Source organism: Archangium sp. (genome assembly GCF_036389735.1).
Classification (GTDB): domain Bacteria; phylum Myxococcota; class Myxococcia; order Myxococcales; family Myxococcaceae; genus Archangium.
Genome location: NZ_DASVWK010000806.1, coordinates 49375 through 64613 on the forward strand (window position 1 = coordinate 49375; position 15239 = coordinate 64613).

At 70.2% G+C, this 15239-nt stretch carries 13 protein-coding genes; 4 read left to right on the plus strand and 9 right to left on the minus strand.

From position 1 onward, the window contains the following. Positions 1-67: 67 nt before the first annotated feature. A complete protein-coding gene (locus VF794_RS28640; protein WP_331115836.1) occupies positions 68-757 on the minus strand; it encodes a M23 family metallopeptidase in 690 nt (229 codons plus the stop codon). Positions 758-1019: 262 nt separating this feature from the next. Here VF794_RS28640 and VF794_RS28645 point away from each other — a divergent pair, with 262 nt between their 5' ends. From VF794_RS28645 to VF794_RS28660, 4 genes are all read left to right on the plus strand, one after another. Then, complete coding sequence (locus VF794_RS28645) at positions 1020-2447, plus strand: amidohydrolase family protein (protein WP_331115838.1); 1428 nt, start codon at positions 1020-1022, stop codon at positions 2445-2447. 20 nt (positions 2448-2467) lie between these two features. Beyond that, positions 2468-2875, plus strand: a complete 408-nt coding sequence (locus tag VF794_RS28650; protein WP_331115840.1) for a TfoX/Sxy family protein — start codon at positions 2468-2470, stop codon at positions 2873-2875. Positions 2876-2989: 114 nt separating this feature from the next. Further along, a complete protein-coding gene (locus VF794_RS28655; RefSeq protein WP_331115861.1) occupies positions 2990-5128 on the plus strand; it encodes a prolyl oligopeptidase family serine peptidase in 2139 nt (712 codons plus the stop codon). Between the two features lie 143 nt (positions 5129-5271). Next, a complete protein-coding gene (locus VF794_RS28660) occupies positions 5272-7275 on the plus strand; it encodes a PAS domain S-box protein (RefSeq protein WP_331115842.1) in 2004 nt (667 codons plus the stop codon). Between the two features lie 6 nt (positions 7276-7281). Here VF794_RS28660 and VF794_RS28665 read toward each other — a convergent pair whose 3' ends face one another. The 8 genes from VF794_RS28665 to VF794_RS28700 all read right to left on the minus strand — a co-directional run. Beyond that, a complete protein-coding gene (locus VF794_RS28665) occupies positions 7282-8805 on the minus strand; it encodes an FAD-dependent oxidoreductase (RefSeq protein ID WP_331115844.1) in 1524 nt (507 codons plus the stop codon). Further along, positions 8802-10553, minus strand: a complete 1752-nt coding sequence (locus VF794_RS28670) for a fatty acyl-AMP ligase (RefSeq protein ID WP_331115846.1) — start codon at positions 10551-10553, stop codon at positions 8802-8804. Before VF794_RS28670 ends, VF794_RS28665 begins: the two co-directional genes overlap by 4 nt. Positions 10554-10589: 36 nt before the next feature. After that, positions 10590-11747 carry a hypothetical protein gene (locus VF794_RS28675; RefSeq protein ID WP_331115848.1) on the minus strand — a complete coding sequence of 386 codons (1158 nt, stop codon included), beginning with the start codon at positions 11745-11747 and terminating at the stop codon, positions 10590-10592. Beyond that, positions 11740-12480 carry a hypothetical protein gene (locus tag VF794_RS28680; protein ID WP_331115849.1) on the minus strand — a complete coding sequence of 247 codons (741 nt, stop codon included), beginning with the start codon at positions 12478-12480 and terminating at the stop codon, positions 11740-11742. Before VF794_RS28680 ends, VF794_RS28675 begins: the two co-directional genes overlap by 8 nt. Continuing rightward, positions 12477-13454: an aminoacyl--tRNA ligase-related protein gene (locus VF794_RS28685; protein ID WP_331115851.1), complete on the minus strand. Its 978-nt coding sequence runs from the start codon at positions 13452-13454 to the stop codon at positions 12477-12479. The genes VF794_RS28680 and VF794_RS28685 overlap by 4 nt, the downstream gene beginning before the upstream one ends. Further along, positions 13451-13717 (minus strand): hypothetical protein, encoded by a 267-nt coding sequence (locus VF794_RS28690; protein ID WP_331115853.1) that lies wholly within the window; start codon positions 13715-13717, stop codon positions 13451-13453. The genes VF794_RS28685 and VF794_RS28690 overlap by 4 nt, the downstream gene beginning before the upstream one ends. Positions 13718-13730: 13 nt before the next feature. Continuing rightward, positions 13731-14858, minus strand: coding sequence for an SDR family oxidoreductase (locus VF794_RS28695; protein WP_331115856.1), 1128 nt, complete (start codon positions 14856-14858; stop codon positions 13731-13733). Between the two features lie 37 nt (positions 14859-14895). Further along, positions 14896-15239: 3-oxoacyl-[acyl-carrier-protein] synthase III C-terminal domain-containing protein (locus tag VF794_RS28700; RefSeq protein WP_331115858.1), on the minus strand; the 344-nt coding region annotated here is incomplete at its 5' end.

A 15239-nucleotide genomic window follows, 5' to 3' on the forward strand; every position in this document is an offset into this window, starting at 1 on the left:
TCGGGGGTTCACCGCCGAGGCGCAGGCTACCACGGGGTCTCCGGGCAGCCCGCCGCCCCGTGAGGCACTACTCGGTGCGGACCGCCTGGCGCGAGCCACCGGCGGCGTCCGACTCGCGAGCCGCGGAGGAGGCCTCACGCCGCTGCGCGTTCTCGAGGATGGCCTTGGCCCCGGCGGGGATACCACCCGCGGCCTGCTCCCCCTCGGGAGGCGGGGCCCCGGCGGGAGACAGCGGCTCGTTGCCACGCGCCGCGTCATGGGCGGCCATCACCGGCATGTCGCCGGTATTGCCACACGCGGGAGCGGCGATGAGGGTGTCACGCACCGGGTCGCCATAGCCGGCGATGAGGGCGGGGGTGGACGGGTTGTTCCACCCGGAGCCCACCGTGCGGGCCACCTTGAAGTGCAGGTGGGGGCCGCAGGACCAGCCGGTGTTGCCCGAGTAGCCGAGCAGCTGTCCCTTGCGCACCGTGTCACCGGGCTTCACCACCACGGCGCTGAAGTGCAGGTACTGGGTCTCGACGCCGCCCGCGTGGGCGACGACGACGTAGTTGGCGTACTGCGCCATCTTCGGGTCGCACGCGCCCTGGGTGCTGTCGCCGCGCGCCAGGCGCACCACGCCCTCCTGGGCGGACACGATGGGCGTGCCCACGGGCATGCGGAAATCCCAGGCGTAGGTGTCGTTCTGCAGGTGGCTGCCCGTGTCGTGACCCTGGCTCACCGGGAACACACGGCCACAGGCGAAGGGGACGCCCATTTCAGGCGCCACCGTGTTGCGGGGGGAGGGGACTGCCGGAGCGGATGCGAGAAGAAAGAGCGTGGGCAGGATCATGGGTAGGCCGCGCGAAAACGACGGAATACCCTCCCAGTATTCCAAATCATTTTCGGCCCTGCTGCTCGCCCGCTGGTCTCGGGAACAACCAGCCAGGCAGCACGGTTGGCCGCGCCGCCCGGGGACACCGGGTCGTCAGAGGGGGGAAGAACACGACATGCGGCGAGAAACATGGTGGCCTCGGTGGATGGCCTTGAGCCTGGCGCTCTGGATGACGGCCTGCCGGACGACGTCCGCGGCACCGGCTGAGAAGGAGCTCTCCAGGCAGACGGTGGCCTTCGTGGACGTGAACGTGGTGCCCATGGACTCCGAGCGCCTGCTCGCACACCAGACAGTGGTGGTGCGTGAAGGTCGCATCCTCGCGCTGGGGCCGGTGGACTCCACGCGGGTGCCCTGGGGCGCGGTGCGCGTCGAGGGCCAGGGCCGCTACCTCATGCCGGGGCTGGTGGACATGCACCTGCACCTCGTGCCGGGACGAGGACAACCGGAGGACCCCGCGGGCCAGGTGCTCGCGCTGCTGCTCGCCAACGGCGTCACCTCGGCGCGGGCGCTGGGCGGCCCCAAGGATACCGCGCTCCTCGTGCGCGACCGGGTGGCACGGGGCGAGGTGCTCGGACCCACGCTGCGCGTGGCGGCCCCCTCGCTCCACGGCAAGTCGGTGCAGGGCCCCGAGCAGGCGCGCCAGCGGGTGCGCGAGTACAAGGCGGCGGGCTATGACGGGCTGAAGACGCACGGCTTCCTCGGCCGCGAGACGTACGACGCGATGGTGGCCGAGGCACGGGCCCAGGGCCTCGCGGTGAGCGGCCACGTGACGCCGGACGTGGGCCTCTTCCACGCGCTGGAGTCCGGGCAGCAGATTGAACACCTGGACGGCTACCTCAACGAGCTGCTGCCGGAGAACGACCCGGCGCGGGCGGAGGTGGGACAGGTGGAGGTGGGCGACGCGCTGGACCGGATGGACGCGGCGCGCATCCCCGTGCTGGCGGAGGCCACGCGGAAGGCGGGCGTGTGGAGCTCGCCCACGCTGGCGCTCTTCGAGACGGTGACGAGCCCCGAGGGCGTGGAGGCGCTGCGCGAGCGCCCGGAGCTGCGCTACGCACCTGGGGCGTCCGTGAAGACGTGGACGAAGATGGTGAAGGATGACGCGCAGCTGGCCCGGGTACCCGCCGAGCGCAAGCACAGGTTCGCCGAGCTGCGGCGGCAGGTGACGCACGGGCTGTACACGGCGGGGGCGAAGCTGCTGGTGGGCTCGGACTCGCCCCAGCTCTTCATGGTGGCGGGCTTCGCGGTGCACCGGGAGATGGAAGCGCTGGCGGCGGCGGGGATTCCCCCCTACGGGGTGTTGGAGGCGGCCACGCGCAACCCGGCGGAGTACCTGGGCGAGGCGGCCACCTGGGGCACGGTGGCCGAGGGCCAGCGTGCGGACCTGCTGTTGCTGAACGCCAACCCGCTGGAGGACGTGAAGCACACGCGGGAGCTCGCCGGGGTGATGGTGCGCGGGCACTGGCTGCCCCGGAGCGAGCTGGACGCCCTGCTGGAGCGCACGGCCCGGGCCGCGAACGCGCCACCTCTGGAGAAGAAGAGCATGGCCAGCCCCGCGGCCCCGGCTCCATGATGGGATGAAAGGAGGAAACCATGGCGCGCATGGACAGCTACGTGGAGTACACGCTGGAGCTGCTGGAGCCACTCGGCCCCGTGCAACCACGTGCCATGTTCGGCGGGTGGGGCCTGTACTACGGCGGCAGGATGTTCGGCCTCATCATCGAGGACCGGCTCTACCTGAAGACGGACGACACCACGCGCTCCACCTTCGAGTCGGCCGGCGGAGAGCCTTTCGTCTACGACGCGGGCAAGGGCCGCAAGCCCGTCACCATGTCGTACTGGACGCCTCCGCCGGACGCGAGCGACGACGCCCACGCGCTGCTGCCATGGGCACGGCGAGCGGTCGAGGCCGCCTCGCGGGCCGCCCAGAAGAAGCCCGCCGCGAAGAAGAAGTCCGCTCCGGCGAAAAAAACCGCCGCGAAAAAGAAGGCGAGCCGCTGACGCGCGGACGGCGGTACCTCGTGGCAGGCTGCGGGCCCTCAACCCCACACACCGAGGGATTCCGTGCAACGAAGCCTGAAGTCGGCGCTCGCCGTGCTGCCGCTGCTGCTACCGATGACGTCACTGGCCGGTGCCAAGGGCGCCGCCGTGCCCCCGCCGCCCGTCGCGGCGAAGAAGTCCGTGGTGGACACCTACCACGGCGTGAAGGTCGACGACCCGTACCAGTGGCTCGAGAAGAAGATCGACGACCCCGAGGTCCGCCAGTGGGTGGACGGGCAGACCGCGCACATGCGCGCGGTGCTCGACAAGCTGCCCTCGCGCGAGGCCATCCGCGCTCGCCTCAGCGCGCTGCTCAATCACGAGTCGGCGGCCCACTTCGCCATGGTGCAGCGGGGCGGCGTCCTCTTCTCCCTGAAGTTCCAGCCGCCCCGGCAGCAGTTCATGCTGGTGGTGCTGCCCTCGGTGGATGACCCCTCCACGGCCCGCGTGCTGTTGGACCCGATGGAGCTCGACCCGAGTGGCCACACCGCCATCGACTTCTTCGTGCCCTCGCTCGATGGCAAGAAGGTGGCCGTGTCGCTGTCCAAGGACGGCACCGAGAGCGGTGACGTCACCGTCTACGACGTGGCCACCGGCAAGCCGCTGCCCGGCGAGGTGGTGCCCCGGGTGAACGGCGGCACCGCGGGCGGCGACCTCACCTGGAACGCGGACGGCACGGGCTTCTTCTACACCCGCTACCCGCGCGGCGAGGAGCGCCCCGCCGCGGACCGCGACTTCTTCCAGCAGGTGTACTTCCACAAGCTCGGCACGCCCACGGACAAGGACACCTACGAGCTGGGCAAGGACGCCCCGCGCATCGCCAACTACCAGCTCAAGACGTCCGAGGATGGCACCCACGTGCTCGCCATCCTGGGCAACGGCGACGGCGGCGAGTACGCCGTCTACCTGCGCGGGCCCCAGGGCACCTGGACACAGCTCTCGAAGTTCGAGGACAAGGTCATCTACGCCTCCTTCGGCCAGGACGGCGCCCTCTACATGCTGTCGCGCAAGGACGCGCCGCGAGGCAAGGTGCTGCGCCTGCCGCTCGCCACGCCCTCGCTGGAGAAGGCCACCGTCCTCATCCCCGAGGGCCAGGCCTCCATCGCCGGCTTCCGCCCCACCGCCACCCGCCTCTACGTGAACGAGCAGCTTGGCGGCCCCAGCCAGGTGCGCATGGTGGGCCTGGACGGCAAGGACCTCGGCCTGGTGCCCACTCCCCCCGTCTCTTCCGTGGGCGGCGTGGTGTACCTGGGCGGTGACGACGTCCTCGTCTCCAGCGGCAGCTACACCGAGCCCTCCAGCGTGTACCGCTACGGGGCGAAGGACGGGAAGCTGGCGAAGACGGCGCTGGGCCGCACCTCTCCCATGGACACCAGCAACGTGGTGGTGGACCGCGTCATGTGCACCTCCAAGGACGGCACCCAGGTGCCGCTCAACATCCTGCACGCCAAGGGCGCCAGGCTGAACGGCAACAACCCCACGCTGCTCACCGGCTACGGCGGCTTCGGCCTCTCCCTCTCTCCAGGCTTCAGCCCCCTCAACTTCGCCTTCATCGAGCAGGGCGGCGTGGTGGCCATCGCCAACCTGCGCGGCGGCTCCGAGTTCGGCGAGGAGTGGCACACCCAGGGCTCGCTCACCCAGAAGCAGAACGTCTTCGATGACTTCCACGCCTGCGCGAAGCTGCTGGTGGACAAGAAGTGGACGAAGCCCCAGCGCCTGGCCATCCAGGGCGGCAGCAACGGCGGCCTGCTCATGGGCGCCGCGCTCACCCAGCATCCGGAGCTGTACCGCACCGTGCTCGCGCACGTGGGCATCTACGACATGCTCCGGGTGGAGCTCACCCCCAACGGCCAGTTCAACACCACCGAGTACGGCACGGTGAAGGACCCCGCGCAGTTCCAGGCGATGTATGACTACTCGCCCTACCACCACGTGAAGGACGGGGTGAAGTACCCCTCGGTGCTCTTCACCTCGGGCGAGAATGACCCGCGTGTGGACCCGTTCCACTCGCGCAAGATGGTGGCCCGGCTCCAGGCGGCCACCGGCTCCAAGCGCCCGGTGCTGCTGCGCACCAACAACATGGGCCACGGCATGGGCACGCCCCTGTCCGAGGCCATCGAGGAGGAGGTGGACGTGTACGCCTTCCTCTTCAATGAGCTGGGCATGAAGTACCGGCCGGTGTCGGGCAAGGTGGCCTCGCCCACGCCGAAGTAACCCCGCGCCCCGTCAGCGTTGCGCGTCCAACAGGGCGCGCGATTCGCTGAACCGTTCCACGCCTCCTTGCTGTACGACTGCGCGCCCCAGCGTCCCCCCACGCCCCGGGAGTCCCCAGGGCCTGGCGCTGTTACGTGGTGCCGATGACCCCTCCCGTGATTCCTCCCGGGGACGACGAGCAGCGTCTCACCCACCTGCTCGCGAGCCATGCGGCCGAGGCCCTCTACCTGCTGGACGCCCAGGGCCGCGTCACCTTCGCCAACCCGGCCGCCGAGCGCATGTTCGGCTGGAGCCGGGCGGAGATGCTTGGCCGGAAGCTGCACGAACTCATCCACCACGAGCGTCCCGATGGAACGCCCTTCCCCATGGAGGCCTGTCCGCTCGGGAATGTGCTGAGCACCGGGCAGGCGACGCTGGACCACGAGGACCACTTCATCCACCGGGACGGCTCCTTCATCCCCGTCCACTGCTCCAACGCCCCCATCATCTCCCAGGGCGCCGTCGTGGGAGCGGTGCTGGTGGTGCGCGACATCACCGCGCGCAAGTCCGCCGAGGAGGCCCGCGCGGAGTACTGGCGTCACGTCCAGTTGCTGATCGACACCCTCCCCCACCTCGCCTGGGTGTCCCGGTCCGACGGCACCTGCTCGTACGTCAACCGGCGCTGGCTCGAGTACACCGGCCTCTCCTTGGAGCAGTCCATCGGCTTCGGCTGGGTCCACGCCATCCATCCGGAGGAGCGCTCGCACACCCAGGAGCGCTGGCGGCGGGCGCTGGACACCGGCGAGCCCTTCGAGGCGGAAGTCCGGATGCGCCGTGCCAGCGACGGGGCCTGGCGGTGGTTCATCAACCGGGCCCACCCGGCGCGAGCCGCGGACGGCCAGGTGATCCGCTGGGTCGGCACGTGCACGGACGTCGACGAGCGGCGGCGCGACGCACAGGAGCGGCTGGAGCTGCTGCGGCGCGTCCAGGCGGCCCACGCGGCGGCCGAGGAGGCCAACCGGCTCAAGGATGACTTCCTCGCCACCGTGTCCCACGAGCTGCGCACGCCGCTGACGGCGATGCTCGGCTGGCTCCAGTTGCTGCGCTCCGGGCGCCTGCCCGAGGAGAAGCGCGCCAAGGCCCTGGAGACGGTGGAGCGCAACGCCCGTGCCCAGGCGCAGGTCATCGAGGACCTGCTGGACATCTCGCGCATCATCAACGGCAAGCTGCGCCTGGATCCCGGGCCACTGGACATGAGGGCCGTGGTGGAGGCGGCACTCGAGTCCACCCGGCTCGCCGCCGACGCCAAGGGCGTGACGCTGCGACTGGAGGCGCGCGCCGAGCCCGTCCCCATGCGGGGCGATGCCGGCCGGCTCCAGCAGGTGGTGTGGAACCTGCTGAGCAACGCCATCAAGTTCACCCCGAGCGGGGGCCGCGTCACCGTGGAGCTCGAGCGGCACGACGACGAGGTGGAGCTGCGGGTGACCGACACCGGCATCGGCATCTCGCCGAGCTTCGTGCCCCACATCTTCGAGCGCTTCCGCCAGGAGGACGGCAGCACCCGCCGGACCCATGGCGGGCTCGGGCTGGGGCTGGCCATCGTGCACCAGCTCGTCACGCTGCACGGGGGCCACGTGTCGGCGCGCAGCCCGGGCGAGGGGCTCGGGGCCACCTTCATCCTGCGCCTGCCCCGGGAGCCTCGCGTCGCGACTCCCGCCCCCCTTCCTCCCCAGGCCCCGCCCCAGGCGGCGGAAACGGTGCCCCCGGGTCCTCCCGGGCTCGCCGGCCTGCGCGTGCTGGTGGTGGAGGACGAGGACGACGCGCGGGACATGCTGCGCGTCCTGCTGGAGAGCTGGGGGGCCCACGTCCAGGCGGTGCCCACGGCGAGCGAGGCCCTCACGCGGCTGCGGCAGTGGCGACCGGAGCTCCTCCTGTCGGACATCGGCCTGCCGGGGGAGAACGGCTACGAGTTCCTCCGGCGCGTCCGGGCCCTGCCCCCCGAGGAGGGCGGGCTCACGCCGGCCATCGCCCTCACCGCGTACGCACGGCCCGAGGACCGGCAGCGCGCCCTGCAAGCGGGCTTCGACATGCACGTGCCGAAGCCCGTGGAGAGCGCGGAGCTGCTCGCCGTCATCGCCGCCGCGATGGAACGTTCTCGCGGCGGCTGAGCGACGTCAGGCTGTCGGCTTCTTCTGCTTGCGCAGCTCGTCGTAGAGCGAGACGCGGCCGGCCACCGTGCCCGCCACGGCCTGCTCCAGCGGACGCAGCACCTCGGGCAGGGGAAGCACCGTCCGCATCCTCCGCCGCACCTCGTCCTCCACCAGGCCGCGCAGCACCTCGGACTGCACCCGCGCCATCGGCGGCGGCCACCACGAGGGGGACGTCTCCACGGGCGCGTCCTCCGGCCTCACCACCCGCATGTGGTGCACCGCCAGGTCGTAGAAGCTCCGCCGCGCGAACTCGCTGTCCTCGAAGGGGAACTCCCCTCCGAGCGCCTTGCCCACGGCCAGTCCCGAGGTGAAGGCCATCTCGTGCCCGGAGATGATGCCCGTGTACTCGCCGCAGAAGTACGTGCGCCGCTTGCCCTGGATGCGGTGCAGCGCCGCCGAGCGCACCGGGTGCATCCCGTCGCACACCAGGTGCTGCCAGCGCATCGTCTTCACCACCTTGGCCGGGTCGATCAGCCCCTCGGGCGGCTCGCACGTGGCGAACAGGTCCGCGCCCACCCACTCCTGGAGCGCCGGCAGGTAGTAGTTGTAGTACGAGCGCGTGAAGGGCCCTCCCGCCTCCGGCGTCATGTACGTGAACGCCGCCCACCGGCTCCGGTCCTCCGGCATCACCCGCGCGTCCGTGTGCAGCACGCTGGTGGCCGGCTCGTACTCCACCTCGCCCAGCAGGATCGCCTCGTCCGACGTGGCGTCCTCCAGCAGCTTCAGCGCCACGCCCGCCTCGGTGGCCAGCACCACCTGGTCGAAGCGGTGCACCTGGCCGTCCTCGCTCGTCAGCGTCACCCCGTCCCGCTCGCGACGGATGGAGCGCACCGCCAGACCCGTGCGCACGCTCGGCGCGAAGCACGCGGACAGGCGGCGCACGTACTCGCGCGAGCCCTGCTTCACCGTGCGCCACGGCGTGGCCCCCACCAGCGAGTAGCCACTCACCGGCCCGAAGGTGGCCGCCACCATGAACATCGACATGTTCAAGAGGCCCAGCCGCGTGACGAAGAGCACCGACAGCAGCGGCGCCAGCACCTTGTGCTTGAAGTCCTCCGAGTAGCCCTCCTGGTCGAGGTACTGCTCGGCCGTCAGGGGCATGTACTTCTTCGGGTTGGAGACGATCTCCGGCAGCGCGAGCTGGAAGCGATCCACCTCGTGCCGCACGGACTCCCAGAAGGCCGAGTCCTGCCCGGTGCGCCAGTGGCCGCCCTGGAAGTTGATGGACAGCTCCAGGCCCCGCCGCACCGGCTGCGTCTCCACGCCCAGGCGCCGGAAGAGCGCCGACAGGTTCGGGTACACCCACTCGTGGTAGATGAGGAACCCGATGTCCACCGGCACCGTGCGTCCCTCGCGCGTCATCTCCACGGTGTGCGCATGGCCTCCCAGCGTCGGCGAGGCCTCGAAGAGCGTCACCTCGTGACGCCGATGCAGACTGTAGGCGGCCCCCATGCCGGAGATGCCGCCTCCTACGACCGCCACCTTCATGCTGCTTCCTCCGTCAACACCTGGAGGTCACGCTCCAGGTAGGCCTTGCGCGAGGCCTGCCGCTGAATCTTCCCGCTGGACGTCTTGGGGATGCTCCCCGCCTTGAGGAACACCAGGTCGTGCAGGCGCAGCTGGTACACGTCATTGATGGCCTGACGCACCGTGGCCGTCGCCGCCGCGACATCGAAGGCCGCGCCGCCCGGCTGCTGCCGCGTGTCCACCTCCGCCACCATCACCAGCCGCTCCTCGCCATCCACCTCCACCGAGAAGGCCGCGCTGCACCCCGGACGCACCAGCGGCAGCGCCGCCTCCACCGTCCACTCGATGTCCTGCGGGTAGTGGTTCTGCCCGCCGATGATGATGAGGTCCTTGCGCCGGCCGGTGATGTAGAGCAGCCCGTCGCGCATGAAGCCCAGGTCCCCCGTGCGCAGCCACTGACGGGAGTCGTCCCCGCTCAAGCGCGCGCGGAACGTCTCCTCGGACAGCTCCGGCTTGCGCCAGTAGCCCTGCGCCACGCTGGGGCCGTACACCCAGATCTCCCCCACGCGCCCCTCGGGCAGCGGCTGGCGGGACTCCGGCTCCACGATGGCCAGGCCGTAACCCTCCTGGGACTCACCGCAGGAGACGACCTCCGCCGCGTTGGCATCGCCCACGGGCAGCGCCACCACCCGGTCCTCCTTGAGGGCCTCCTTGTCCACGCTGAGCGTCACCACGCCGCGGCCCTGCCGGCCCGGCGCCTTGAGCGTCACCTCGGCCAGACCGAACACCGGGAAGAGCGCCGCCGGGGAGAAGCCACGGGGAGAGAACGTCTCGATGAAGCGCCGCATGGTGCCCGCGCGCACCGGCTCCGCGCCGCAGTAGGCGCTGCGCCACGAGGACAGGTCCAACGCGGCCACGGCCTCGGGCGTCGCCTTGCGCACGCACAGCTCGTAGCCGAAGTTCGGCCCGCCCGAGTGCGTCACCCGGAAGGCCGACACCGCCTGCAGCCAGCGCAGCGGGTGCTTGAGGAAGTCCGTCGGCGACATCAGGTACACCGGGTAGCCCGAGTAGAAGCCCTCCAGCAGTCCGTCCACCAGCCCCATGTCATGGAAGGACGGCAGCCACGTGACGGAGCACGAGTCCTCGCCCAGGTCCACGCTGCCGCGGATGTGCGCGAGGTTGGCCAGCAGGTTGCCGTGGCTCACCATCACCCCCTTGGGCGACGAGGTGGAGCCCGAGGTGTACTGGAGGAAGGCGAGCTGCTCGCTCCGGACGAGGGCTGGCGACTCCAGCGGCCCCACGCCGAGGTCCTCCTGGTTGGTGGCCAGCCACTTCAGCTCGGCCAGTCCGGGGACCTGCTCGGCGAAGGCCTCCGCCATGGAGCAGATCTCCGAGGTGGAGAGCACCATGCGCGGGCGGCAGTCCGCGATGATGCCCAGCAGCCGCCCCAGGGTGCGCTCCAGGCGGGTGGGATCCGGCGGGTAGGCCGGCACCGCCACCGTGCCCGCGTAGAGGCAGCCCAGGAAGGCCTCCACGTACTCGGCGCCCTGGGGGTAGAGCAGCAGCACGCGCTCGCCCTCCATGCCATTCGCCTTCAGCAGCGCGGCGATGGTGCGGGCCCGCGCGTCCAGCGCGGCGAAGGAGTACGCCTTGCGCTCCTCGGTGCCGCGGATGATGTGGGTGAGGGCCCGGCGCTCGGGGTGGCGCTCGGCGCGGCGGTGGAGGATTTGAGCGAGCGACGTCGCGCCCGAGATGCAGTCAGCGGCCATGGTGGGGTTCAACTCTCAGGGGGAAGGGGGGTTGCGCTAGCGACGCTCGGGGAGCGGCGTGCCGTCGGTGATGCCGGTGGCGTTGGCGAACTCCTCGTCACCGGAGGAGGGCCGCTCGGCCTTGCCGGCGGCGAGCTGCTGCCGGAAGCGAGGCACCGCGTCCACGTAGGAGGACACCAGCCCCACCGCGTGCAGCAGGCGGATGAAGAGGAAGGAGTTGTCCACCTGCGCCGGCACGAGCTGAAGGTTGGCCGAGCGGGGGAACTTGTGGTGGTTGTTGTGCCACTCGGAGGCGAGGAGGCCGAAGAAGACCTGGTTGAGGGCGAGCGTCCGCTCGTCGAACTCCCAGCCCGGCACCTTGGCCCGTTGGCGCCGGCCGCCGTGACCCACGAAGTTGAAGTCGCGCACGAGGAAGGTGACGAAGAACACCGCCGCGTACCACGCGAGCACGCACGGCACGCCGCCCACCGCGTAGGCCAGCCCGGACCACAGCGCCTGCGCGAAGAGGGTCCGCACCGCGAGGTGCCCGGCGTGCTCCACCGTGCCCGTGCGTCGGAACTGCTCGTAGGTGCTGAGGGGGAAGCCGATGTGGTTCACCGTCTTCGCCACGTGCTCGTACTGCTCCGGCGTCATGTCGGTGTTGAACTTCGTCACCGACTCGATGGCCAGGTAGCTGCCGATGCGCCCCAGGTGCGGGCCATACGGGTCCCCTACCCTGTCCGTGCGCTGGTGGTGCACACGGTGGGGAATGGCGTAGGTGTCCTCGCGGATCGCCATGCCATTGAGCCACAGGAAGACGCGCGCGCCCCAGGGACTCCGGAACTCGAAGGCCTTGTGCGAGCAGTAGCGGTGCAGCCACGCCGTGTGCGTCACCGTGGCGAGGAAGAAGGACGCCCCGCTGAAGTAGAGGGCGCTCGTCCACGACAGGTGCCAGCCCACCAGCGCCACCAGACAGCCCAGCGTGGCCACGTGGAAGGCCGCGTGCAGCGCCGAGGGCAGCCGGCGCGGGTCCGCGAGGAAGTTCACCGCGTCCCACCACTCGCGCAGGGCCTCGCCCACGGTGGGCTCCTTCGGCGTGCCGTCCGGCCGGGCCCACCCGAAGGTCGGCTCCCGCAGCACCCAGCCCGCCTTGTTGCCCACGGGCGAGGCCGGCTCCGGCGCCTCGGGACTCAGCTTCAGGGCCGCCTCACCCATTGCTGGCCCACCCCTCGCGCCAGCTCACGATGCGCGCGCCGCACACCTTCTCGAACTTGCGCTTCATCTGGAGCACCGTGGTGAAGTCGTTCTCCACCGCCACCGGCAGCTCGCACACGTGCCAGCCGTAGTGCTTGAAGTTGCTGGCCGCGCGCAGCACCTCGGGCTTCAGCTCCGGCTGGCGCTCCAGCAGCTTGGTGAGGATCTGGTAGCCGCCCTCCGCGTGGCGGAACTCGTCCACGGAGATGAAGCCCAGCAGCCTGGCCAGCACCTTGTCCTTGCTCTGCGCGGCCAGTTGCCGGGCGAAGTAGCCCGCCGCGTGCTCGGACCAGATGAAGTTCACCAGCTCCTGGACGGTGTCCTCGGGCTTGTAGTTGACGTGGTCGATGTTGCGCCGGCGGATCTCCACCAGCTCCTCGTCGGTGATGCGCGGCTCGAAGCCCACCAGGTCCAGGTAGCGCCGCAGGCTCCAGAAGTGCCGGAAGCCCTCGAAACACTCCACCTGGAACACGCAGGTGGCGTCCACGTCCTCGTGGAGCAGCTTGATGAGGGAGACGGTGCCCAGCGCGTGGTAGGACTCGATGAGCGCCGTGCGCCGCACCTTGTCGAGGATGTCCGGCTGGCTGAGCGCCGCCTCGCGGTCGATTTCCCCCCAGGGGATGTCCTTCTCCACGTTCCAGCGCGACTCGGATTTGGCGCCGAAGAAGTCGTAGTAGTAGCGCTCGGTCGTCATGGCATCCGCTCCCCGGCGGGAATGAACTCGCGCCACGCCGCGGGGTCCACCCCGTGGTGCGCGACGAAGGCGGCCACCCACCGCTCCAGCCCGAAGGCGATGCAGCCCGTGCTGGCCTGCTGGCCGTCGGGCAGGGTGAGGCCGAAGGTGCGCGAGAACGAGTCCCCGTGCAGGTTGAAGGACGCGATGGCCAGATCGCCCCCCTTCTGGCCGGTGACATCCACCAGCAGCTCGTACTTGAGCGATTGCGCCCGCTGGAGCAGCGTGCGCGCCCGGCCCTCCACCGCCCCGAAGAAGGGATCGGAGGCCACGTCGATGCGCCCGGAGAGGCCGTGCGCCTTGGCGAAGTCCACCACCTCCAGCAGCAGCTTCTCGCGCACGCTGGCGATGGGCGCCTCGGGCCCCAGCAGGACGATCTCCCGCATGGTGAACTCCCACTGGCGCCGCAGCGGGGCGAACTCCCCGTGCTCGTAGCGGAAGCACCGGCCCTGGGTGGTGAGCACCATCGGCTCGCCGGTGATGGGACGATCCTGGAGCTCCGCGTAGCAGTGGTAGCAGACGGCGCCGGACAGCACCGCCCCCGCCGAGCGCACCCGGGGAGTGGCCGCCGCCTCCACGCGCTCGCCGCCCTTCACCGCGTCCACGAACTGGCGCAGGGACGCGCTGTCCCTGTCCAGGGTGAGGGCGAAGGTGGCGTGGTGCGGGAAGGACTTGAAGTAGTCCGTGCGCTCCATCACGGAGATGGGCATCAGCGTGGGGTACTGGCGCTCGGAGGCGCCGTACTTGAAGGCCAGCTCGAGGAACTTGCGCTCGAAGTAGCGGAACAGCCACAGCGCGGGGCCAGACATGCCCAGGGTGCCGTTCTCGTACGAGCGCAGGTCTCCCCGCTCCAGCAACTGGCCCACGGCCTCGGGCCGCGGCGGGCGCCCGGAGCTGAAGGCGAGGCTCTTGGGATCCACCGTCAGCGAGCTCATGCCGCCGCCTCCCCGCTCGCGGGGCAGAACGTCTCGACGATGGTCCGCGGCGTGCGGAAGAAGTTCATCGTCAGCTTGTCCTCGGGCACCTCCATGGACAGCTCGCTCTCGATGAAGCCCATGAGATCGATGATGCGCATGGAGTTGATGAGCCGGTTCTCGAACAGGGGGGTGTCCCGGCCGATGTCGGCGGTGATGTTGTTCTCCGCGCACAGCTTGCGGATGAAGGTGAGCAGCCGCTCCTCGAACTGATTGCTGTCCATGGTGTGTCCCTCTTCAGCTCCGGTTGCGTCCCCAGTCAGTGGCCATGCAGTGGCGCAGCACGTCCCGCAGCAACTGCCTGGCGGGAGGCGGCTTCACGCGCTCCCCGAGCAGCGCGTGGACGGGCCGCGCGTCGAACACCTGCGATGCCAGCAGGTGCCCGTACATGGTGTCCCCGAGTTGGATGACCTCGTGGGATTGCTTGTTCTGCGTCTGCAGCAGCGTGCGCCGCAGCAGGGTGTAGGTGTCCTCGTCGACGATGTCCGGCGGGAGGAAGACGCCCTGGGCCCAGCGCCGCTCCGTCTCGGCGGACACCTCCGCCATGGTGTCGATGAAGTCCTGGAGTCGCAGGCCGTCGTCGCCGTTGCCGATGTGGTAGGTGCGCCCCGGCTCGTAGTGCTCCAGGAAGAGCGTGAGCAGGGCGGCGGCCGCGTAGTCGTTGGACGACAGGTCCATCCGCGAGTCCGGCGTGCCCGGGAAGGCGCCCACGTGGCCCTGGTAGAAGAGCCGCATGAGCGAGTGCATGGAGTTGTAGCGCGTCACCTCGCCGCTATCGCGACCGATGAGGTAGGCCAACCGGAACATGGCGATGGGCAGCTCCTTCATCAGCCCACGCACGTAGTGCTCCGCCTCGTACTTGCTCTGCTCGTACGGGTTGACGAAGCCCGCCTCGTGCACCTCGTCCGTCTCCAGGAAGCGGCCCTTGCGGAGGCCCGCCACGAAGAGGGTGCTGACGTAGCCGGCGCGCTCCAGCCGCCGGAAGGTGCGCACCACCTCGAAGACGTGGCGGGTGCCGTCCACGTTGGCCAGCCGGGCCTCCGGCAGCGGCGAGTCCAGCTCCACGTTGGCCGCCGAGTGGATGACGTGCGTCACCTCCTCCGCCAACCTCGCCGCGTCCTCCGGCGACAGCCCCAGCCCGGGCCGGGTGATGTCGCCGAGCACGGGGACGAACTGGCCCTCGGGTGGGCGGGCCGAGACGTCCGGCCACAGCTTCGCCGCGAGCTTCGACCACCGCGCCTTGAGCACCACGGGCGAGGGGGCGCGGATGAGCGCATGGACACGCGCCTTGGGTGCATGTCGGGCGAGCCAGCGCGCCATCTCCATACCCACGGCGCCGGTGACTCCGGTCAGGAACAGATTCATGGTGAGGTCTCTCGGTGAGGGGTTCCCGGTTCGAGCCTCAGACCTGGACGATGCTACAGCCCCAGTGCGCGCCCAACCCGAACGAGAACATCATCACGTGGTCGCCCTTGCTGACGAGGCCCCGGTCGATGACGTCCTTGAGGTTGATCCAATTGTCCGCCGCCACGGAGTGGCCCTTGGGGCGGATGTTCTCGGTGTAGATCTTCTCCAGCGGGATGCCGGTGAACTTGCTGAGGATCTCCCAGCTGCGCAGGCTGACGTTGTGGGGGATGAGGAGCTTGATGTCCTCGCGCGCCAGGCCGCTGGCCTTGAGGGTCTTCTCCAGGATGCGCTTGCCGGTGGGGAAGTAGGCGGCGAGCAACTCGTTCTGGTGGCCGTCCG

Excerpts from the sequence above, each read along its gene's own strand:
- VF794_RS28660 (WP_331115842.1), top strand. The coding sequence starts at position 5,272 with ATGACCCCTCCCGTGATTCCTCCCGGGGACGACGAGCAGCGTCTCACC.
- VF794_RS28690 (WP_331115853.1), bottom strand. The coding sequence starts at position 13,717 with ATGGACAGCAATCAGTTCGAGGAGCGGCTGCTCACCTTCATCCGCAAG.
- VF794_RS28685 (WP_331115851.1), bottom strand. The coding sequence starts at position 13,454 with ATGAGCTCGCTGACGGTGGATCCCAAGAGCCTCGCCTTCAGCTCCGGG.
- VF794_RS28645 (WP_331115838.1), top strand. The coding sequence starts at position 1,020 with ATGGCCTTGAGCCTGGCGCTCTGGATGACGGCCTGCCGGACGACGTCC.
- VF794_RS28640 (WP_331115836.1), bottom strand. The coding sequence starts at position 757 with ATGGGCGTCCCCTTCGCCTGTGGCCGTGTGTTCCCGGTGAGCCAGGGT.
- VF794_RS28650 (WP_331115840.1), top strand. The coding sequence starts at position 2,468 with ATGGCGCGCATGGACAGCTACGTGGAGTACACGCTGGAGCTGCTGGAG.
- VF794_RS28680 (WP_331115849.1), bottom strand. The coding sequence starts at position 12,480 with ATGACGACCGAGCGCTACTACTACGACTTCTTCGGCGCCAAATCCGAG.
- VF794_RS28665 (WP_331115844.1), bottom strand. The coding sequence starts at position 8,805 with ATGAAGGTGGCGGTCGTAGGAGGCGGCATCTCCGGCATGGGGGCCGCC.
- VF794_RS28670 (WP_331115846.1), bottom strand. The coding sequence starts at position 10,553 with ATGGCCGCTGACTGCATCTCGGGCGCGACGTCGCTCGCTCAAATCCTC.
- VF794_RS28675 (WP_331115848.1), bottom strand. The coding sequence starts at position 11,747 with ATGGGTGAGGCGGCCCTGAAGCTGAGTCCCGAGGCGCCGGAGCCGGCC.
- VF794_RS28695 (WP_331115856.1), bottom strand. The coding sequence starts at position 14,858 with ATGAATCTGTTCCTGACCGGAGTCACCGGCGCCGTGGGTATGGAGATG.
- VF794_RS28655 (WP_331115861.1), top strand. The coding sequence starts at position 2,990 with ATGACGTCACTGGCCGGTGCCAAGGGCGCCGCCGTGCCCCCGCCGCCC.